The following is a 21,061-nucleotide window of genomic DNA, read 5'->3' as shown; positions in this document are numbered from 1 at the left end:
TGGTTTATAACAGTTTTTAACTATAAAACACGCAAAAATGACCTAAATGAAGTTGTTTCAGGTTGTTATGTGGTTATAATGAAAGTTTTCGACCCAAATTCGTATAAAAAATCGATAAAACTATATAAAATCAGCCAATCTCTTTCTTTTTTGGACGGACATTAGAATTCCGGACAGCTGCCACACCTAAAAAACTTTTTTTAAAAAATATTTGCAGGATAAATATTTTTTATATTTTTGTCTACTTATTCTATAGACTTTATGTTATTTGTTAAAACCATTCCCACTTCTTTACCAATGCAAGGCGTTCATGCCTGCTGTTGCTGTTGAGCATTTATCCTGATCAATTAGCTGCAATTAATACTTACTTATCAACCAAATCTTTATGAAAATTGTTACTCAACTATTTAAACTTACCGCAATTTTATTGTTGCTATCGCCACTAACGGGACACGCACAGCTTAATGGCAACTATGCTTTAAGCGGCCTGGTGAAAGGCGAAGACGGCAACCCCCTGGTCGGTGCCACCGTTTCCATAAAAGGCTCAAACAACAGCACATCTACAGACAGTACCGGGCATTTCTCTTTAGTTACTAATGCTAAGTTACCTTATACATTGGTCTTTTCATCAGTTGGTTTTTCGCCACAGGAGTTTTTTATTAAAAACCTGAATGATCCGTTAAATGTAAAGCTGTCAACCCAGGCGCTGCTGGTAAACGAGGTTGTTGTTACCGCATCGCGAAAGGAAGAAAAACTGTTGCGCTCGCCCGTTGCGATTGAAAAACTGAATATCAATTCGCTTAAGCAATCGCCCGGCCCAAGCTTTTATGACGCGCTTGAAAATGTAAAAGGCGTACAAATGACGACTACCAGTATCACCTTAAAGGTGCCTAACACCCGTGGCTTTAACAGCCCCAATAACTTCAGATTTATGCAGTTGGTTGATGGTGTAGATATGCAGTCGGCTACTTTAGGTGTGCCGCTTGGTAATGCTATAGGCCCCACAGAGCTGGATATAGCCAGTATCGAGATCACGCCGGGTGCAGCGGCTGCATTATACGGCACCAACGCTATCAATGGCTTATCAAATTTACAAACTAAAGATCCGTTCAGATACCAGGGCTTAAGCTTTTACCACCGTACAGGCATTAACCATGTTGATGGTATAGGCATAAGGCCAAGCCTGCTTACCGAAGATGCTTTCAGATACGCTAAAGCGTTTAATGACAAGTTTGCTTTTAAAGTTAACTTCAGCTATCTACAGGGGCAAGACTGGCAATCAAACACCAGACAGGACCAAAACCCCGGCAATTTAAAAACGGCCAACCCGGCGTATCCCGAACTAAGCGGAACGCACAACGCGGCTTATGACGGCTGGAACAAATATGGTGACGATGCGTTAGCCGGCAGTAATACCGTAGTGATAAAAGGGATTACCGTTGATGGTGTGGCGCGGCCAAACCTTACCGTTGCCCGTACGGGATATAACGAGGTTGACCTGGTCGACCCGAAAGTTAGCAACCTGAAATTTGACGGAACTTTCAGCTATAAGCTAAAGAAAGACCTGGTGTTGAGCTATACCTATCGTTACGGAAAAATGGATGGTGTATTTCAGCGCGGCAACAAGATCGCCTTAAACGGCGCCAGTGTTCAAAATCATTCGATTGATTTAAAAGGCAGGACTTTCGAAGTAAGGGCTTATGAGTCTATCGAAAATACCGGAAACTCATACAACGTTAAGCCTCTGGCTGATAACCTTGATCTTAACCATGCCAGCAATTCTGCCTGGGGTACGTTATATAAAAACGCGCTTAGTGCTTATGCTGCAAGCCATGGCGGATCTTTAACCTCGGCAAATTTAGCCGCGGCAAATGATGCGGCGAGAGCCGCCGCTGATGCCGGCAGGGTAGAGCCGGGTACAGCTGCCTTTAATGAATTGAAAAAAACCATCATCGGTATCAATAACTGGGATATTAAATCAAGTTTGATCCCAAACGCCCCGGTAACCGGCGGCGCGGCATTGGTTCAAAAAAGCCATATGTATAACGCCGATGCGCAATGGGATTTAACGGATAAAGTAAAGTTTATCGATCTGTTAATTGGCGGCGACGTGCGTGTTTACAGCATCACACCTGACGGAAATAACTTTGTCGACTTTAGCCGGCCCATTGCCGAGCGGAACACACCGCTTGCCAACGGCAGCTTTGGCGACAATGTTATCTACAAAAAATTTGGTGGCTTTACACAGGTAACCAAAACCTTCTTCGACGAGAAACTGAAACTGTTTGGTTCTGTGCGTTTGGATTACAATCCTTATTACGATCCTAAATTTACACCACGTTTGGCGGCCGTTTATTCGCCTACAGAAAATCATAACTTCAGGTTCACTTTCCAGAACGGCTACCGTTTCCCGTCTTTGTTTGAGGCTTTATCCTACGTAAACAACGGCCGTGTTAAACGCGTGGGCAGCCTGCCGTTTATTAATGACGGCTTAGGTTACCTGGGCAACAGCTATACCCAGCAATCGGTAGTAGCATTTAATGCTGCTGTTAATGCCGCCCCGGGTGGAGCAAGCGGTACCGATGCTACTGCTTTGGCTAACAGAAGCTTATTACAGGTAGCTGATTTGCCTAAGGCGCGCCCCGAGCAAATAACTTCATTTGAAGTTGGCTATAAAGGTGTGTTTGCTGATAATAAAGTATTTGTCGATATCGATGCTTACGCTAACCGGTACAATGGTTTCCTGGGACAGGTGCAGGTGTTTGTACCTAACGGCGCAACCGTGGGCAGTGATGCCGCTGTATTAGCTATGCTTGACATTAACCGCGACCCGACAACCGCTACGGCTAACAACGCCGCCAGTTTGGGCCAGTCAAGATACCGTGTGTATACCAATGCCAAAAATATTTATAATAACGTTGGTTCATCCGGCGGTATCAGCTATAACTTTTATAAAAGATATACCCTGTCAGGTAACGTAAGTTATAATAAACTAAAAGCGCAGCAGGCCAATGATATTTTTGTTACCGGCTTTAACACGCCCGAGTGGTCAGGTAACTTCTCATTTGGTAACCGCGAGGTATTTAAAAACATCGGTTTCAATATTGTTTATAAATGGCAAAAAGCTTTCCTGTGGGAGAGCCCGCTGGTTACCGGTACAGTACCGGCCATCAATACGTTTGATGCACAGGTATCATTTAAGGTACCGGTATACAATGCTACCTTCAAAATTGGCGGTACCGATCTGTTAAACAAACGTTACATTCAATATGCCGGCGGCCCTACCATCGGTGCATTATATTATGCTTCAGTTACGCTTGACGGCCTGTTAGGTAAATAGTCTCTTCTTTCATCTTAGGTTTATAATTGGTAAAGCGGGTTCAGAGTTCTTCTGGCCCGCTTTTTTGGTTTAAAACAGTCGACTTCGTCCTCACACCAGACGAGAAGCCCGTTCAAGTGTCCACACTTGAACGCAAACGATTGTAAGCGTCCACGCTTACAATCAATAAAGCACTTTTAAAGGGCTTTCAGGATTAGCACTACTATACCAAAACTCATGCGCCGACCCGACAAAACCGGCCCTGACCGGATTATCATGAATGTAATCTATTTTTTGATTGATGACCGGTAAAGAGTAAAGCAGTACCGGGTAATTACCATTTTGCCAAAATTGGTGATTGACATTTAGGGGATTATATTTGCCGGCCCGTTCAAAGGCATAAAGCATCCAGTCGCGGCGGCTTTCCTGTTCGTTGCTTTTTATCATTTTAAAAAGCTCTTTGGAAGTATAGGTTTTAAAATGACCCAAGACATCGCCAAGTGACCCGTTGGTTACGTTTGCAACCATATGGATATGGTTTGTCATGATCACATACGCGTAAATGTTTAGCCCTTTGTTTTGTTGGCACCACGTTAAATTTTCGACTATAAACTCGCTATAAATGCGCCGGGTAAATACGTCTATCCAATCGGTTACGGTTAAGGTGACAAAGTAAAGTTCGTCGGTTGAGGCATTGCGTGACATTAAATAAAAATAGTAATTTTTGTTGTAAGCGTGGACGCTTACAATTTTTTATGTTCAAGTGTGGACACTTGAACAGGCGGGGACACTTGAACAGGCGGCGGCGGGTGGAACAGGCGCGAAAATATACTTTAAATATTTATTCCTTCCAATCAACTTGCTCACCCTGCCGCCAGTGCAAGTGTCCACACTTGCACGCAACCAATTGTAAGCGTCCACGCTTACGATGAAGAGTCACCCAACTTTTTCACCAACCTAAACACTGTGGTATAGGGCCTGCCGGTTTCGGCGGCGATCTGGCGGAGGCTCAGGCCCTGTTGGTGCAGTTGGATGATGCGGTCCTCGGCAGTTTTACGTTGTTGCTCGGTAAAGTGGAGCAGGTGGTCGGCTTCGTTGGCGGGGCCGATAAATTCAAAATGTAAATGGTTATAGGGTTTCTGGACCTGGCAGAGGTAGACATTATCGGCGCCGTAAACCTGCGTGCCGCTGCGCTGTTTGATCTGTTTAAGGTAACGCAAACCGGCCTGTGCCTGGCTCTCGCCGATAGCAAAGGCGCTGTCGGCAAAGTTAATGAGCATTTTACTGCCCTGCAGATCGTTACGGGTAACGGGCCTGGCAGGGTTACGCTTAGGCGTATGCGCCAGCACCAGTACCGACAGTCCGTATTTATTTTTCAGCGTTTGCAGGTTTTGCATCAGGCTTACGGCCGTTGCGGCAGCCTGTGTGCCGGTGCGCAGGCAGGTAATGTTATCAATAATAATGATGCGCGCCTGGCTGGCAACCACCGCGTTTTCCAGCGCGTTATTGATATAGGCGTGGTAACTGTCAAATTTATGGGCGCCGGCGGCATCGGGATTAAGTACCACGCGGTAAAAGTTATCGGCAAACTCGTGCCGGCCGTGCAGGTCGCTGGTATAGCGTTTGGCAAATTGCTGATCGTTTAGCTCGAAATCAAAATACAATACGGCAGCGGATTGCTGCTTCATGACGAAACGGGGGACAGGCACGCCCCGGCTAAGCGCATCTCCAATTTGCACGGCCAGGATGGATTTGCCCACGTTGGTATCGGCAAACAAAATACATAGTTCGCCCTCGTACCAAAAATCGCCGAAAAGCATGCCCGCGCCGGACTGGTTGCCGGTGTTTTGCAGGAAGTCGGCCGCGGGCCTGATGATGAACGCGTCTTTGCTGTCGGCCGGGCTGCGCAGCAGGTTGTTCAGTGTTTTAGTTTGTTTGGCGGTGATGTTGCCACGGGCGGCCGACCGGATCAGCTCGATCGCCAGCGGCCGCTCAAAATAATGGTCGGATCTTTCGTAATTGTTCATAAAATATGGGAATGCTGCAAGGTACGGCAACCCGCAGAAAGTTATGGTGACAGTAGTTTGTCAGTAGGGATCCGGGCCGTCAAAAAATTGATATTTAGGCTATTGTTCGGGATGAAAAACAGCGAATCAGGGTGATCCACCCAGGGGTGATCCGCTTTGAATTTTAAGGAATGGTTAAAATTGTACAATCAATTTATTATCAATTGTTTATCTAATTTAACCTGAAGTATTGGTAGTGATCCAAACTGATCCGCTTAAAAAGTTAAAATTCAGATTGTCAGCAGTTTAATTAAAAATGGTGATCCGGGTGATCCACTTTTTTAGTTGGATCACCTGCATTAAAAAGCCGAAGGCGGCCCGCTTGTTTTAGGGCCGCCTTCGGCTTTATTTAAGAACGTTTAAAAGCGATCAGTCTGCCACGTTACGCAGCATAAGGGCGCCCACGGTAACGTTGGTGCGGCTGTCAATCAGGATAGCGCCGCCGTTGGCCTTGTTGTCCTGGTAACGGTCAAACGCCAGCGGATCGGCAGTTTTGATGATGATCCGGCCAATGTCGTTCAGTTTAAAATCTTCGTTATACTCTTTCTCCAGCGTGTTGATGTTTACCTTGTATAAAGTTTCCTGGATCTTGCAACGGGTTACTTTGCTGTTGTGCTGGATAAAGTAGGTATGCGTGGTATCCAGCGCGCGCGTATCCATCCAGCACAGGTCGGCTTCAATTAATTGCGACACTTCCGGCTGATAGCTGCTGTTCACCAGCAGATCACCACGGCTGATATCAATCTCATCTTTTAAATGTACCGTTACCGACATCCCGGCCAAAGCCTCTTCAGGCTCTTTATCCAGCAACTCTATTTTGGTTATAGTTGAGGTAAAGCCCGACGGCAATACGGTAACCTTATCATTCACTTTAAATGACCCTGAAGACACGCGGCCGGCATAGCCCCGGTAATCATGCAGTTCTTCTGTCTGGGGGCGTATAACCCATTGTACGGGCAAACGGGCGTGCTCTGTGCTGGCATCAATGGTGATCTCGACAGTCTCCAGGAAATGCAACAGGCTTTCCCCTTTATACCAATCCATATTGGCGGAGGTGTTAACGATGTTGTCGCCTTTTAGTGCGCTTACGGGTATAGCGTGTACATTTTTCAGTCCTACTTTGGCTGCAAGGGCGTTGTAATCTTTTAATATGCTTTTATAAACCTCTTCGCTATAATCAACCATATCCATTTTGTTGATACAAACCACAACCTGCTGGATTCCCAGCAAAGCTACCAGGAACGAGTGACGGATAGTTTGTTCGATAACGCCTTTACGGGCATCAACCAAAATAATTGCCAGGTTAGCGTTTGAGGCGCCGGTTACCATGTTACGGGTATACTGAATATGTCCCGGGGTATCGGCAATAATGAATTTTCGTTTGTCGGTCTGGAAGTATTTGTAAGCTACATCAATGGTAATGCCCTGTTCGCGTTCGGCTTTAAGGCCGTCGGTTAAAATAGCCAGGTCAATGCTGCCATCGTCGTTTTTACGGTTTGATGAATGTAATGCTTCCAGCTGGTCAGCAAGGATAGAATCGCTGTCATACAGTAAACGACCGATTAAGGTGCTTTTACCATCATCAACACTGCCTGCTGTTATAAATTTAAGTATATCCATAATTATAATTTCGGATTTCGGATTTTCGATTTCGGATTTTTGTCCATAAAATAAAATATTCGAAATTTAGAAATATCCTCCCTTCTTACGATCTTCCATTGCTGCTTCTGAAACCTTGTCATCCATACGTGCGCCACGCTCGCTGATCTTTGATTCGCTGATCTCGTTAATAATATCATCGATCAAAAACGCATCAGACGCCACGGCGGCTGTACAGGTCATGTCGCCCACGGTACGGAAACGCACGGTGCGGCGCTCAATCACGTCATCCTCATCCATATTTAAAACAGGGGAGGCCGCCATTAACTGGCCGTTACGCACAATGGTATCACGCTCATGCGCAAAGTAGATGGTAGGTAAGTCAATTTTCTCTCTGCGGATATAGTTCCACACGTCCAGCTCGGTCCAGTTACTGATGGGGAACACCCGCACGTTTTCGCCTTTATGGATCTTGCCATTATAGATGTTCCACAGCTCCGGCCGCTGACGTTTTGGGTCCCACTGGCCAAATTCATCACGTACAGAGAAGATCCGTTCTTTAGCCCGCGCTTTCTCTTCATCCCGGCGGGCGCCGCCGATACAGGCATCAAATTTATGTTCGGCAATAGTATCTAACAGGGTTACGGTCTGTAATGCATTACGACTGGCGTTTTTGCCTTTCTGCTCAACTACTTTGCCCTGGTCAATTGAGTCCTGCACGCTGCCCACAATTAGTTTCTCGCCCAGGCGTTTCACCATCGCGTCGCGGTACTCGATCGTTTCAATAAAATTATGGCCGGTATCAATATGTACCAGCGGAAAAGGAAACTTACCTGGACGAAAGGCCTTCTCAGCCAGGCGAACCAAGGTAATGGAGTCTTTTCCTCCTGAAAATAAAAGCGCAGGGCGCTCAAACTGGCCGGCCACTTCACGCAGAATGTGTATAGCTTCTGCTTCAAGCTCGTCTAAATAATCCAGTTGGTTGTGTTTACTCATGTGTTTAGTTAGTGAGTTATCTAATGAGCGAATCAGATCTTAAATCAACTCCTCAATTCAATAATTACTCTATTTGTTATCAATTATTAACTCGTGCAGGCCGCATTCCTTTTTCGACTGGTCTTCCCACCACCAGCGGCCGGCTCTGAAATCTTCACCCTCTCTTATTGCCCTGGTGCATGGCTGGCAGCCAATGCTTGGAAAACCTTTGTCGTGCAGCGTATTATACGGTACGTTATATTTTCTGACGTATTCTTTTACTTCGGTTAAGGTCCAGCTAAAAATAGGGTGGAACTTAACCAGGTTGTGCTGTTCGTCCCATTCTACATTGTGCATATCATGCCGGTTTACCGACTGCTCTGCACGAATGCCGGTTATCCAGCATTTATTACCCGCCAAAGCACGGTTTAAAGGTTCTACCTTACGGATCCCGCAGCATTCTTTACGATTCTCAACCGATTCATAAAAACTGCTTGGGCCTTTTTCATTCAGCATTTTCTCCAGCGGTTCGTTCTTTGGATAATAGGCGTTTATAGGCTTGCCATACATTTCCATTGTGCGGTTCCAAACATAATACGTTTCGGGGAAAATACGGCCTGTCTCCAACGTAAATATTTTGATGGGCAGGTTATTGGTAAAGATCATGTGTGTTATCACCTGGTCTTCCCAGCCAAAGCTGGTTGAAAAGGTTATTTCACCCGCGAAACGTTCGGCCAGTTTTGCCAAAGCAGCAACGGGCTCAAGCCCTGCAGTTAATTGTTTGATGTCTTCTGCCTGTGTGCTCATTACAGTATTTTGGTTACAAAGGTAATAATGCTTCTCAGACTTATCAGTATAACTATCACCGCTACTGATACCATTATTGCCTTGGTTGATATTTTGTTTGATATTTTTGCCGCAATAGGCGATGCCAGGGCGCTGCCCAGAACCAAACCTGCCACCGCTTCCCAGTGTGCGCCGTTTAGCATGGTAATGAACGTTATCGAACTCATTAACGCGATGAAAAACCTGGACAGTTTAACGGTGCCTAAAGAGAAACGCGGGTTGCGTCCGCCGGCAATAAGTGTTGATAATACGATTGATCCCCAGCCCCCGCCGCCAACAGCATCAATAAAACCGCCGCCAAAACCTAACAGTGATATTCTTTTTATTTTACCTTTTACCCTTTTGCGTTTAAGGTTAACAGCCTTGGTAAATATCACGATACCCAAAATAAGCGTATAAAGGGATACGATGGGTTTTGAATACTGACTGTAATGCTCTAATGACGACAGGATATAGGCCCCTAACACGGCGCCAATAATCCCCGGTATCAACAATAGTTTAAACAGGCGCCAGTTGATATTGCCCATCCGGTAATGCATCCAGCCAGCTATGCCGTTGCTCATGATCTCAGACAAATGCACGCCCATACTTGCCGAAGCAGGAGGGATGCCCATCGATAATGAAAATGTGGTTGACGTAACACCGTATGACATGCCAATTGCGCCGTCAATCAGAGCAAAAACGAAACCGGCACCAAGGAAATAATAAAATGCCGGGTTGATCTCCTGTGCATAGGCTCTGAATTCGGGCTCATTGAACCATAAAGCGGTTACAGCTACCGCCAACGAAAATACGATGGAAAGCCAGATCAGCCATTTTAAATTTTTACGTTCAGCTTTTTGCTCAACTAAAACGGATGTCACTTTATTTAGCTTTTTGACTTTGTCGGTAAAATCACCGCTTAAGGTATTGCGCAGGTTGCTCATTTGTTGCAGAGAGATATCCAGTTCGGCAGGAAGGCTTTCATTTAAAACTTCTTTGAGGCGCTTAGCTATCGTCGGCGACTTGCCGTTGGTTGATATACCAATCTTCAGGTCGCCTTTTTGTACAATAGACCCCAGGTAGAAGTCGCAAAGGTCCGGTTTGTCAGCAACGTTGATCAGCAGTTTACGCTGGTGCGCCGCATCGCGGATATAGGTGTTTAGTTTTGAATCATCAGTAGCAGCAATTACCAGGTCAGCATCGTCCAGGTCATTATCAGCAAATGCTTTTTCAATAATGCTGATAGCGGGGTAGGTTGACGACAGGTCCATTAAGGCCGGGATCACTGTTTTTCCAATAATGGTAACCTTTGCCTCGGGGCTATTATTCAAAATGGCAGTCAGTTTTTCCAAACCAACGTTACCCGCGCCAATAAGCACAGTATGCAATTCATTCAGCTTTAAAAAAACGGGGAACAACTGATTGCCACCGGTTTTTTCTTCCTGAACGGTAGTTAGTTCATTATTTTCCGGTAACAACGTCATGTGCTTCTTTTTCTGCCTGAAATAAAGGATGTAGTGCCACTACTTCGCCAAATATTATAATTGCCGGTGATGTAAGCCCATTTTCCTCCACTATTTCAACTATGTTATCTACTATGCCTATAGCCAGTTTTTCCTGTGGGGTAGACCCGCTCTGGATCACAGCGACCGGCAGTTTGTTTTTAGTTTGTTTTTTAAAGATTTCGACAATTTCGGCCAGTTTATGCAAGCCCATCAATACCACTACGGTTGCCTTGCTGCGTGCGGCTTCATAAACGTCATCTGATATCCGGCCATTTGATGTGGTGCCTGTAACTACCCAAAAACTCTCGCTTAAACCACGATGGGTAACGGGGATGTGCTGTAACCCGGGGACAGCAACAGAGCTGGATATGCCCGGTATAATCTCAACAGCGATGTTGTGCGCCGCCGCATAATCCAGTTCTTCATAACCTCTGCCAAATACAAACGGGTCGCCACCTTTTAGTCTTACTACGTTACCGTAGTTTAAGGCATAATCAACCAAAAGTTTATTTACGGCATCCTGCGCGTATGAATGCTCGCCAGAGCGTTTGCCAACATATACTTTTACTGCATTTTCAGCAAACTCCAGTAACTCCTCGTTAACCAGGGCATCATACAAAACCACATCAGCGGCTTTAAGTGCTTTAATACCCTTTAGCGTAATCAACTCTGCATCACCCGGGCCCGCACCAACTAAAGTTATTTTTGGCTGGTTATTCATGATTGTAATACCGCTTCTCTTTTAGCCTTAACCGTATCTAAAAAAGCTGTTGCCGCTGCTTTATAAGCAATAGCAAATTCTTCAGATGGTTCGTTTTGGTTGATCTGTAAGATCAGGTCATTAAAACTAGTGCTTAATTCAAGTTCGCCGGTGGCAACATATTGTGTATCAAATTCGCGTATTATACCAACCTGTGTGCTGCTGTTAATGCCTTTATCCAACAATAAAGCTTTGGCCGAATTGATAAATACATTATATGAGTGATAGATGGCATCAGCCCAGGCACCGGCCGCAAACGACTCATTTGCCCACTCCAGTTTTTCGTCCGATTCAAATAACAGGGTAGCCACCAGATCAATCACCACACCGGCACATTCGCCAACGCCAATTGCTTTTTCATAGCTTTCCATATGTCCCCAGTCAACAAAATCTTCGTCGGTAAGCGTATTAAGATCAGCCAGTGGTTTCAGCATCTGGTAAAAATAATCCTTACCCTGGCGGTCATAGTAGTTATTAAAAAGCTCGTCTTCAATTGAATTTGCTTTATAATCATCCAACAGATCTCTTAAAACCTGGGTGGCACGTTTGGCGGGTATTTTGATAACCCGGTCGCCGGCACGGCCCACGCCGTCACCTACAACACCACCGCCCAGCATTACCTGCATTGAGGGTAGTACTTTGGCGCCCGCTTTTAACGAACTGCCGTGAAAACCGATATGCGCCATGCTATGCTGACCGCATGAGTTCATGCAGCCGCTTATTTTTATTTTTATATCGCGATTATAGATCAGGTCTTCATATTCGTTATAGATCAGATCTTCCAATACCCGTGCAAATGTCATACTGTTTGATATACCCAGGTTACAGGTATCAGTGCCCGGGCAGGTTGTAACGTCGGCAACGCTGTCAAAGCCAGGTGCAGCCATATCCAGTTCGGCCAGGCCATTATATAAAGTGGCGAAGGCTTCTTTGCGTACATATTTTAATAACAAGCCCTGATTTTGAGTGATGCGGATCTCATCACCGGCTAATGGCTGAAGCAGGGCTACCAGTTTGCGGGCCTTATCTGTAGGGATATCGCCGGTCTGTACCTTAATGTATACGCCATAAAAGTCCTTTTGCTTTTGCTCAAATACGTTGGTTGCCAGCCATTGCTCATAACCCAGCGGATTGTTTATTTCAACCTGTCCAAAATCAAGAGGCTGCGGCAGGGCAGGCACATCAATGGCGTCCGTATTTATTTTATATGATTTTACCTTGTTGGCGACTCTTTCCAGCTTAATTAAATTCAAAACTTCCTCTAAACCAAATTTTTGAATCACATATTTAAACCTGGCTTTATTACGGTTGTTACGTTCGCCATACCGATCAAATACACGAATGGTAGATTCGATATATGGTATTAACTGATCTTCAGGCAAAAACTCGTCAACAATATTAGCCAGTATGGGCTGTGCGCCTAAGCCGCCGCCCAGCATTACCTTAAAGCCGCGTTCGCCGGCGCTGTTTATTTTGGGTATAAAGCCCAAATCATGCGCGAATGTATAAGCGGTATCCTCATCACTTGATGAAAATGCTATTTTAAATTTACGCGGCATGTCCTGGTTTACCGGATTGCGTAACAAATACTCAAAGGTACCGTGCGCATAAGGTGATACATCAAATGGTTCCAGCGGATCAATACCGGCGGCAGGAGAGGCTGTTACGTTACGTACGGTATTTCCACAGGCTTCGCGCAGGGTGACATCATCTTTTTCCAGATCGGCCCATAGTTGCGGGGTTCTGTCCAGGCTAACATAATGTATCTGGATATCCTGGCGGGTTGTTAAATGTAAATTACGGCTCGCGTATTCGTCAGAAACATCAGCTATGCGCAGTAATTGCTTAAAGGTTACTTTGCCAAATGGCAACTTAATACGCACCATTTGTACGCCCGGTTGACGCTGCCCGTAAACTCCTCGTGCCAGGCGCAGGCTCCTGAATTTCTCATCATGTATTTTGCCTTCACGAAATTCCCTTATCTTTTTCTCAAGATCTATAATGTCTTTCTCAACAATCGGGTTCTCAAGCTCTGTTCTGAAGCTCTGCATAACTTATAATAATGTTTAATTAAAATCTCTTTATATAGCTAAAGAGTGCCATTTTTCACCAAAGATATATAAAAGATATATATAGTATATGGAAATGGTAGAATATTATATAAAAAAGATATTTTTTAACAATAAGATGAATAAACCGGCTAGTTGTTAATCAGCGTATTTTCGCGGCTTATAACGTCTGCGATACTGGTCTCAGACAGGATTTTTAAGGTTGCGTCGCGTACATCTATAAAGACGTCGCGGATTCCGCAGGTAGTTTCCTGGTGGCACTCATCGCACTTGTGATAAAAGTTTAAACTGGCGCAGGGCAGCATAGCAACGGGGCCGTCGGTGATACGCATTATACTTACCAAAAATATATCTTTGGGATCCTTATTTAAAGCATAACCGCCGCCGGCGCCTTTCTTACTATATAAAAAACCGGCATTTCGCATGTCCAGTAAAATCTGTTCAAGAAACTTTTTTGGAATACGTTCAAGCTCTGCAATCCTGGAGATCTGCATGGGAGGTTTGTCCATATTCTTCCCCAGAATCACTAATGCTTTAATAGCGTATTTAGTTTTTTTCGATAGCATTTTTTAAGTCAATAACTAACAAATATAAATTAAAGAATTGTAAAGCAATTAAAAATACCGATTTAGTATACTTATTTTACAATATTGTCTGAGTGCCCCAGATTTTTACCCGGATTTACCTTATCGCGTACCAATTGTTTAAGCTCTTTGATCTCGGGGAAACGGCCGGCCGCTTTACGGTCAAATAACATTTCGCTATCAATTTTCAGGGTGTAGCGCCCGGCAATTTCGCTTGGGTGTAAGGTAACTCCGTAAAGGTCATCTTCAAACGTAGTCAATAACTCCTGGGCCATATAGGCCGCACGCAACAGCCAGTGGCACTTAGGGCAATATTCAATGGTAATAGTAGGTTTCATGGGTGTTAAATAATAAATGCAGGTTCATCATGTGTAGTCAGTACCGTTAACTCATCACCAACAGCAATAATGCCGGTGCCTGAGTGAACCAGGTTCTGCCCAAAATATATTTTGTTGTTTCTGGCCCGGTAAGATGCCAGCGTTTTAACGGGCTCTTTTGCTATTGAAGCATCACTTTGGTTAATGGTAATAATATTACACCGGGCACAGAGCTTTACACCGTTAAACACGATATTGTTGATGGTAAGTTTGTCCATCGTATCTTCCTGATAGGGCTGCCCGCCTGTAAACACGATGTTGGGCCTGAACCGGTTCATTGGCAGGCTGTTTTTTAACCGTTGATTAAGGTCATCAAGTGATGCCCGGCCAATCATCAAAAAAGGATAGGCGTCAGAAAAAGAGGTTATACTATCTGCCGGTGCATATTGCGGATCTGTGACGCGCCTGGTATCATCCGGCATAAAAACTAACCGGACATTAATGCCTAATAGGCGTGAAAACCATTCGTCGGCCTCGTCGCTAACCGGTTGGGCCAAACACGTGTCGTCCCAAATAGTGACAGGCATAACGTTTTCTTTTACAGGTGTTAATGACAGGTTAATTGAATGATTAGTGCCGGAATAGGTTACGGTTAAATAGCCGGCGGAGATGCTGGTATTGAACAATGCCATTATCGCGTGCTCACGTTGCGAAATGAACCTGTTATTTTCGTCTATCAGCATCCACCTTCGGTCATATTTAAAACCTCTGTCTGTAACTGTTGCCTTATTAAGCTGTATGCCGCCTAACGACTTAACTGGATAAATGTACAATTCGCTGATCCGAAGCATAGTGTTTAAGATATTCCAAAGTTATTATTAACCAGTTTAAAATTTCATAATTGGGGAAATTTATACGCAGTATTACACGATTTCTACAGAAAGCAGGCAAAATGCGCAACGGGCCCTAACTGCACGATTTAATTCGGGTATTAAAATTTGTTTTTATGTTGACTGATTTAGCTGTGAAAACCGGCCCGCTGCTTTCAACTTTCCATAAAAATCATACTTAACAGCCAACAGCGCATAATTATTGCATACATGTGGCTGATCACGGAAAACGTCTGTTGCACTACATCCACGTTCATTAACGCGTCATGTTATCGCTAATTGGTTTAGGTTGACCCGTATGTCAAATTATTGTTAATTAAATAGCTCTTGTTAATAACTACCAACCCCGCGATACCAAAGTAATGACTAATTTCGAAACAACTATTTAAAGATTGCAAATAATGAGATCCAACGCCAGTAAAGTATTTTTTTTAGCCGTATTATTATTCAGTATGTCTTGCTCAAGCTATAAAACAATACCTTATTTTCAGGATCTTGACCATACAAAAATATCGCAGGAAAGCATTGATAATTACACTCCTTTAAAAATACAACCCGGTGATCTGCTTGGTATTAATGTAAACAGTTTGAGCCCCGTTAATGAGTTCTCATCAGCAAATACGAGAATAAATGGCAACAACGATAATAATGGCGGCGGTACCAACAAGAGCAATATACCCAACGGCAGCGAAAACACCAACGCTAACCCGGTGTTTGGCTACAGGGTTAGCCCCGCCGGCGAAATTGATTTACCCTACCTGGGTAAAATGAAAGTAACCGGAATGACGACCGACGGACTGGCTGCGAAACTGAACCCGTTATTGGAACAATATCTTAAACAGCCGATTGTTAATATCAGGATATTAAATTTCAAAATTTCGGTTATGGGTGATGTTTTACGGCCGGATGTATATACTATCCAAAACGAGCGTATTACCATTATGGAAGCGTTGGGCCTTGCCGGAGATTTAAATATTACTGCAAAGCGTAAAAACGTAATACTTATCCGCGAATATGATGGTAAACGTGAATATTTGCCGGTTGATCTGACATCGAAAAAGATATTTTCATCGCCCTATTATTACTTGCAGAATAATGACGTGATTTATGTTGAGCCGGACCGGATAAAATATGCGCCGCTTGACAGGGGATACCGTACGTTAACAACCGTATTGGCGGTAATCACAACAGCAGGGGTAGTTGTTACTTCGTACTTTTTATATCACAACAGTAAATAAATATGTGTGCACAAAAAGCCACCACGCATGCTAACAGGCGTCCTCCATTAATAGACGACGACTTTGACCTGCGTGAAATATTGGTAAAATATGTGTATTACTGGCCGGTATTTTTATTATTTACCATAATAATGATGATTGGCGCCTATGCGTATCATGTAGTAACTAAACCGGTATATGATATTAAAGCGACCATGCTTTTGCAGGATGACAAAAATAGCGGCGATATTAAATCATCTTTACAGGACCTGGGGATGGGTAACGCACCAAAAAAAATCGAAAATGATGTAGAGATATTACAGTCGAGACGGCTGGTTGAATCGGTGGTCAGAGATCTTCAATTATGGGTTTCCTACCAGGTTTTGGCCAATCATTTAAAAGAGGATCTTTATAAAGACAATTCGCCCGTGTTATTTAACCTGATCAGGGGCAGCCGTGATTTAAATCAAAGGCTCACGATAGTTATCCTGAACGCTGATAAATTTTTGCTAAAAACATCAGACGACCCGGAAACAGAGGGCACAGAATACAGTTTTTCAAGCGACGTCTCAACATCAGCAGGTACCTGGCAACTTACGCCGACAGCCAACCTCAGAAAATATATCGGCTCAACCATTATTATTAACCTAACCGACCCCAAAGTTGTAACCGATAATTACCAGGGTAGCCTGGACGTTGCGCTGAAAGACAAAATGGAGTCGTCGGCAGTGGATATCACTGTTAAGGATCAGATACCACAACGGGGGCAGGATTTTATTAACTATCTGATCAATCTCTATAATAAAAATGAAATAGCCGAAAAAAACAGCAAGACTAAAAGTACGCTTGATTTTATTGATCAAAGGCTTGACTCGCTGTCGGTTGAGCTGAATTATGCGGAGAAACAGGTAGAACAATACCGGAGTTCGCACGGATTGACTGATATTAACGCGCAGTCGCAGGTGTATTTACAGGACGCACAGGCAAACCAGGGGCGTTTAAACGATATCAATGTTCAGTTAAAAGTTATTAATGATATTGAGAATTATATTAATGCACCCAACGTCACCGACCGGGCCGTACCCTCAACAATAAATATAGCCGATCAAAACCTGGTTGCCCTGGTGCAAAGCTATACCGATCAGCAACGGGAGCGGAGCCGCCTGCTGGGAACCACCCCTGAAAAGAATCCCGTTTTTGATCCGATCAACCAGCAGATTGCAACAACCAGGGCAGCTATAAAAGAAAATATCAATAATATTAAATCATCATTACAGGTAACACGGGCCGAATTGCTGGGTTTTGGTACAAAATTCAGATCGTCTATTGAAAGCATCCCCGGCGAAGACAGGGAACTGGCGGCTTTAAAACGTTTGCAGGCCAGTAAAGAAACGCTTTATAATATCCTGCTTCAAAAACGTGAGGAGACAGCTTTAAGCTATGCTGCCACGTTAACAAATGCGCGCCTGGTAGATCTGGCCTATGTACTTCCGTTAAAAAAATCAAAGGCTTTGCTGCCTTTTATCGCCGCATTGATATTGGGCCTGCTTATACCGGCCGGTTTAATTTATTTAAGAGAAACCATAAAGAACCAGGTAACCAGCCGGCGTAATATTGAAAAAACCTTACCAATACCTATTTCGGCCGAACTAGAAGAGGTTAAATTAAAATCGCCCATTGTTACCGATGCTGTGAACGACAAGATCAATTTTATGTCGGTTGAGCAATTCAGAAGTTTACGTACGCAACTCCATTATCTGCATGATAATGAAAACAATGGCCGGGTTACTTTAATTGCATCAAGCGTAGCAGGTGAGGGCAGAAGTTTTGTAGCCTCAAATCTGGGCGTTGCATTAGCCACTTCCGGAAAGAAAACTATCATCCTTGAATTAAATTTATACCGCCCTATAATGGCTGAAATCTTTAATTTACCGGGCTCGCATCCGGGCATGAGTAGCTATTTAAACTGGGAGTCATTAAAAGAAGAAGTTATTCAAAATACGGTTACCTACCGCAACCTTGATGTGATCACCAGCGGGCAATTCATTCCGAATTTTTCGGAGCTATTGGATCGCAAAAGGATCGAAATATTGCTGGACTGGCTGCGCCTGCATTATGACCATATATTGATCGATACCTCGCCCTTACAGGTGATCGGGGACGCAAATATAGTATCGAGGTTATGTGATATTACCTTGTATGTTATCAGGAAGGACTTTACGTCGAAATCACAAATTCCGTTTATAAATAAACTATATACTGATCAGCAATTACCTAATATGAGCATAGTTTTTAATGGGGTTGAACAAGTCAGAGACGGCTATAAAGATTACTTCGTTACCCGGGGATAATTAATAACGCCCATTGAATCAATATCCAATATTCTATTAACCAGGTATGTATTATTTTGCAACATTCCTTTTTATACTACTATCGGCAAACGGTACATTTGTTTCGTTCTTTAATATAGACTGGTTTATTATTGAATTTATTTTTATCTGGATAGGCATTGAATACGATAGATTTAATAAAAGAGATATCCGGCTTTTTGGCAAATTTGCGCTCATCTACATAGGCTATTGTTCTTTTCGTTCTCTTTTTCTGGTTCACCTGCCATTAAACTATTTTGTCAGCGATATAATTTATCTGTTTAAATATATCCTGCCGAGTTTTTTATTTTGTGCTTTGTTAAAAGACCGCGCGCTATATTACTTATCAAAGGTGATTATTGACCTGGTCATTATTTCGATACCCTTTTATTTGGTGCAACTGGTGGCCGGCAATGCGCTATACAATATCGGTACCTCAATTGGCCTGCCGCCTTACCGCGATTATGACTATACCAATTTTATTGTATTTGTATATACCAAGGCTCATACGCTGCAAAATTGCGGTTTTGCCTGGGAACCCGGTGCCTATGGCTTCTTTTTAAACCTGGGCCTGGTATTTCATTTAATGTACAACAGCTTTGTAATGGATAAAAGGGCCGTATGGATTATAGTTGCCATTATCACTACGCTTTCTACTACCTCGTTTATAGGTTTATTGGTAGTTATGATATTATTCTTCAGGGCGCGCGGAGTAAAGTTTAGTTTCTTAACGATATTGGCTGTGCCGGTGATTTTAATAATGGTCTTTGAACTTCCTTTTTTAGCCGATAAAATTGTGCAGACCTATAAACATGATTTATACAGCCTGCAAAATATTGAATACCTAAGTAGGTATTACCTGCAAACAGGAGAGTCCTTCGCGCTGAACCGGTTTGCCAGCCTGCTTTTGATTTATAAATTATTTGGGGCGCAGCTTATTTTTGGAGTGTCAAATATCTTTACAGAAACACAGCCTATTTTAAAAAATATTAATATATCTAATGGGATCTTTGAGTTTTGCGCTAAGTTTGGGGTTATAGGCCTGGTGTTTATGTTATACAGGGGATATCTTTTTTTTAGAACTTTTACCGTAAATTTTGAACAAGCCTTCTATTGTGTTATATTAATACTCATCCTGGGCTTTGGCGAGTCGATATTTGTATTACCCATAGCAACTGCCCTGTTTTTTTTACATTATTATGCACAGCCGGAAGAAATTGAAGAAGATGACCAACACCAATTTGACGAACCGGAGCTGGAGAATGGAGGACAAAAACGTCATTCCTTTTTGAATAAAACGATTATATAAAATAAATAGAAATTGAAAGTTCTCTGGTTTTGTTTTACGCCTTCATTAAGCGAGTCTTATTTAAATGATAAACCTACCGGCGGCGGTTGGATAAAATCATTGGAGAAAAGCATTCAATCAAAAGTACACTTGTCAGTCGCTTTTTATTATGAGCGCGAAGTGGAGCCATTTACATTAGGGCAAACTACCTATTATCCTGTTAAAAGGTTTACTAACGGCGACGTTTCAAAAATAGGCCGTCGCGTATTTAATACCCTTGAACCTAAAGAAGACATTGAAAAATTTGTTGAAATCATAGACAGGATAAAACCCGATGTTATCCATGTACATGGCACCGAGTTTCCTTTTGGCTTAATTCAAAAATTTACCAATATCCCAACGGTAGTTTCTATACAGGGGATCATAACGGTTTATAAGTACAAGTATTTTTCTAAAATAACTTTCTTAGACGTTTTAAGAAAGGCCAGAATTAAAAATCTATTGTTTTTCCGCACGGCAATTAATACCTATTTTCTCTTTAGCAAGGCCCGTAACAGGGAGCTGGATATTTTTAAGCACACCAAAAATTTAATAGGCCGCACAGCGTGGGACCGAAGGGTATCGCGAGTACTGGCGCCGCAGGCACGTTATTTTCATAACGACGAGATATTGCGCGATTTGTTTTATACATCCGAATGGCAATATCAAGCGTCGGCGCAATTAACCTTAATGACTATTAACGGGCCGGATATTTATAAAGGCATAGAAACAATAATTTTCTCTGCCCATTTACTTGACCTTCATCATATAAACTTTAAGTGGGGGGTGGCCGGTATAAGCAAAACGGATGAGATTGTAAAAATAGCTTCAAAAAGTACAGGTAAGCCGTTGTCGGACAATATTATATTTATGGGCAAACTGGATGAACAGTCGCTGGTTGACGCCTTGTTGAAAGCCAATATCTATGTGGCAACATCGCATATTGAAAATAGCCCAAATAGTTTATGCGAAGCATTATTACTGGGTATGCCTTGTATTGCGACTTATGCGGGCGGTACCGGCAGCCTGATTACCGATGGCCATGACGGTTTACTGATCCAGGATGGCGACCCATACTCGATGACGGGCGCTATAATTGAATTAAATGAGAATAAAGAGTTAGCCATTGCCATGGGTAAGAAAGCCCGCATACGTGGTTTATTAAGGCATAACATCGAAACCATAACGCGGGAGCTGCTGGCTATTTACGAAGATGTGTCAGCTGATCAATATTAA

The 21,061-nt window shown here is 43.3% G+C and carries 16 protein-coding genes; 5 read left to right on the top strand and 11 right to left on the bottom strand.

Annotated elements, in window-relative coordinates:
* Window positions 1–385 precede the first annotated feature (385 nt).
* Window positions 386–3,340 (top strand): TonB-dependent receptor, encoded by a 2,955-nt coding sequence (locus LJ658_RS14720; protein WP_230547285.1) that lies wholly within the window; start codon window positions 386–388, stop codon window positions 3,338–3,340.
* Between the two features lie 162 nt (window positions 3,341–3,502).
* Here the strand turns inward: LJ658_RS14720 and LJ658_RS14715 are convergent, their stop codons facing one another.
* The 11 genes from LJ658_RS14715 to LJ658_RS14665 all read right to left on the bottom strand — a co-directional run bounded on the left by LJ658_RS14715 (window position 3,503) and on the right by LJ658_RS14665 (window position 14,873).
* A complete protein-coding gene (locus tag LJ658_RS14715) occupies window positions 3,503–4,024 on the bottom strand; it encodes a transposase (RefSeq protein WP_230547284.1) in 522 nt (173 codons plus the stop codon).
* 218 nt (window positions 4,025–4,242) lie between these two features.
* Window positions 4,243–5,346, bottom strand: coding sequence for an AAA family ATPase (locus LJ658_RS14710; protein WP_230547283.1), 1,104 nt, complete (start codon window positions 5,344–5,346; stop codon window positions 4,243–4,245).
* A gap of 408 nt (window positions 5,347–5,754) precedes the next feature.
* Entirely contained in the window at window positions 5,755–7,005 is a 1,251-nt protein-coding gene (locus LJ658_RS14705) for a sulfate adenylyltransferase subunit 1 (protein WP_230547282.1), read from the bottom strand.
* A 66-nt stretch (window positions 7,006–7,071) separates the two neighbouring features.
* Entirely contained in the window at window positions 7,072–7,980 is a 909-nt protein-coding gene (cysD, locus tag LJ658_RS14700) for a sulfate adenylyltransferase subunit CysD (RefSeq protein WP_230547281.1), read from the bottom strand.
* Window positions 7,981–8,049: 69 nt separating this feature from the next.
* Window positions 8,050–8,766: a phosphoadenylyl-sulfate reductase gene (locus LJ658_RS14695; RefSeq protein ID WP_230547280.1), complete on the bottom strand. Its 717-nt coding sequence runs from the start codon at window positions 8,764–8,766 to the stop codon at window positions 8,050–8,052.
* Window positions 8,766–10,271, bottom strand: a complete 1,506-nt coding sequence (locus LJ658_RS14690) for a TSUP family transporter (RefSeq protein ID WP_230547279.1) — start codon at window positions 10,269–10,271, stop codon at window positions 8,766–8,768. The genes LJ658_RS14695 and LJ658_RS14690 overlap by 1 nt, the downstream gene beginning before the upstream one ends.
* Window positions 10,249–11,013, bottom strand: coding sequence for a uroporphyrinogen-III C-methyltransferase (gene cobA, locus LJ658_RS14685; RefSeq protein ID WP_230547278.1), 765 nt, complete (start codon window positions 11,011–11,013; stop codon window positions 10,249–10,251). The genes LJ658_RS14690 and cobA overlap by 23 nt, the downstream gene beginning before the upstream one ends.
* Complete coding sequence (locus tag LJ658_RS14680; protein WP_230547277.1) at window positions 11,010–13,103, bottom strand: HEPN domain-containing protein; 2,094 nt, start codon at window positions 13,101–13,103, stop codon at window positions 11,010–11,012. Before LJ658_RS14680 ends, cobA begins: the two co-directional genes overlap by 4 nt.
* Window positions 13,104–13,252: 149 nt before the next feature.
* Window positions 13,253–13,687 (bottom strand): Rrf2 family transcriptional regulator, encoded by a 435-nt coding sequence (locus LJ658_RS14675; RefSeq protein WP_230547276.1) that lies wholly within the window; start codon window positions 13,685–13,687, stop codon window positions 13,253–13,255.
* A gap of 71 nt (window positions 13,688–13,758) precedes the next feature.
* A complete protein-coding gene (locus tag LJ658_RS14670) occupies window positions 13,759–14,043 on the bottom strand; it encodes a SelT/SelW/SelH family protein (RefSeq protein ID WP_230547275.1) in 285 nt (94 codons plus the stop codon).
* Window positions 14,044–14,048: 5 nt separating this feature from the next.
* Complete coding sequence (locus tag LJ658_RS14665) at window positions 14,049–14,873, bottom strand: MOSC domain-containing protein (RefSeq protein WP_230547274.1); 825 nt, start codon at window positions 14,871–14,873, stop codon at window positions 14,049–14,051.
* 440 nt (window positions 14,874–15,313) lie between these two features.
* Between LJ658_RS14665 and LJ658_RS14660 the strand changes: the two genes are divergently transcribed.
* The 4 genes from LJ658_RS14660 to LJ658_RS14645 are packed head-to-tail and all read left to right on the top strand — an operon-like array spanning window position 15,314 to window position 21,061.
* Entirely contained in the window at window positions 15,314–16,150 is an 837-nt protein-coding gene (locus tag LJ658_RS14660; RefSeq protein ID WP_230547273.1) for a polysaccharide biosynthesis/export family protein, read from the top strand.
* 2 nt (window positions 16,151–16,152) lie between these two features.
* A complete protein-coding gene (locus tag LJ658_RS14655) occupies window positions 16,153–18,480 on the top strand; it encodes a tyrosine-protein kinase family protein (RefSeq protein ID WP_230547272.1) in 2,328 nt (775 codons plus the stop codon).
* Window positions 18,481–18,526: 46 nt separating this feature from the next.
* The gene (locus tag LJ658_RS14650) at window positions 18,527–19,807 is read left to right on the top strand and encodes a hypothetical protein (protein ID WP_230547271.1); all 1,281 of its coding nucleotides are present in this window, start codon (window positions 18,527–18,529) and stop codon (window positions 19,805–19,807) included.
* A gap of 12 nt (window positions 19,808–19,819) precedes the next feature.
* Entirely contained in the window at window positions 19,820–21,061 is a 1,242-nt protein-coding gene (locus tag LJ658_RS14645; protein ID WP_230547270.1) for a glycosyltransferase family 4 protein, read from the top strand.

It is taken from the genome of Mucilaginibacter sp. UR6-11 (assembly GCF_020880695.1).
Classification (GTDB): Bacteria; Bacteroidota; Bacteroidia; order Sphingobacteriales; family Sphingobacteriaceae; genus Mucilaginibacter.
Note: the sequence above shows the minus strand (reverse complement) of the source record. Positions and strands in the feature narration are given on the sequence as shown.

What these genes read in the sequence shown, in the direction of transcription:
- LJ658_RS14665 (WP_230547274.1), bottom strand. Translation starts at nt 14,873, where the DNA reads ATGCTTCGGATCAGCGAATTGTACATTTATCCAGTTAAGTCGTTAGGC.
- LJ658_RS14695 (WP_230547280.1), bottom strand. Translation starts at nt 8,766, where the DNA reads ATGAGCACACAGGCAGAAGACATCAAACAATTAACTGCAGGGCTTGAG.
- LJ658_RS14650 (WP_230547271.1), top strand. Translation starts at nt 18,527, where the DNA reads ATGTATTATTTTGCAACATTCCTTTTTATACTACTATCGGCAAACGGT.
- LJ658_RS14710 (WP_230547283.1), bottom strand. Translation starts at nt 5,346, where the DNA reads ATGAACAATTACGAAAGATCCGACCATTATTTTGAGCGGCCGCTGGCG.
- LJ658_RS14715 (WP_230547284.1), bottom strand. Translation starts at nt 4,024, where the DNA reads ATGTCACGCAATGCCTCAACCGACGAACTTTACTTTGTCACCTTAACC.
- cysD (WP_230547281.1), bottom strand. Translation starts at nt 7,980, where the DNA reads ATGAGTAAACACAACCAACTGGATTATTTAGACGAGCTTGAAGCAGAA.
- LJ658_RS14670 (WP_230547275.1), bottom strand. Translation starts at nt 14,043, where the DNA reads ATGAAACCTACTATTACCATTGAATATTGCCCTAAGTGCCACTGGCTG.
- LJ658_RS14705 (WP_230547282.1), bottom strand. Translation starts at nt 7,005, where the DNA reads ATGGATATACTTAAATTTATAACAGCAGGCAGTGTTGATGATGGTAAA.
- LJ658_RS14675 (WP_230547276.1), bottom strand. Translation starts at nt 13,687, where the DNA reads ATGCTATCGAAAAAAACTAAATACGCTATTAAAGCATTAGTGATTCTG.
- LJ658_RS14720 (WP_230547285.1), top strand. Translation starts at nt 386, where the DNA reads ATGAAAATTGTTACTCAACTATTTAAACTTACCGCAATTTTATTGTTG.
- cobA (WP_230547278.1), bottom strand. Translation starts at nt 11,013, where the DNA reads ATGAATAACCAGCCAAAAATAACTTTAGTTGGTGCGGGCCCGGGTGAT.
- LJ658_RS14660 (WP_230547273.1), top strand. Translation starts at nt 15,314, where the DNA reads ATGAGATCCAACGCCAGTAAAGTATTTTTTTTAGCCGTATTATTATTC.
- LJ658_RS14680 (WP_230547277.1), bottom strand. Translation starts at nt 13,103, where the DNA reads ATGCAGAGCTTCAGAACAGAGCTTGAGAACCCGATTGTTGAGAAAGAC.
- LJ658_RS14655 (WP_230547272.1), top strand. Translation starts at nt 16,153, where the DNA reads ATGTGTGCACAAAAAGCCACCACGCATGCTAACAGGCGTCCTCCATTA.
- LJ658_RS14690 (WP_230547279.1), bottom strand. Translation starts at nt 10,271, where the DNA reads ATGACGTTGTTACCGGAAAATAATGAACTAACTACCGTTCAGGAAGAA.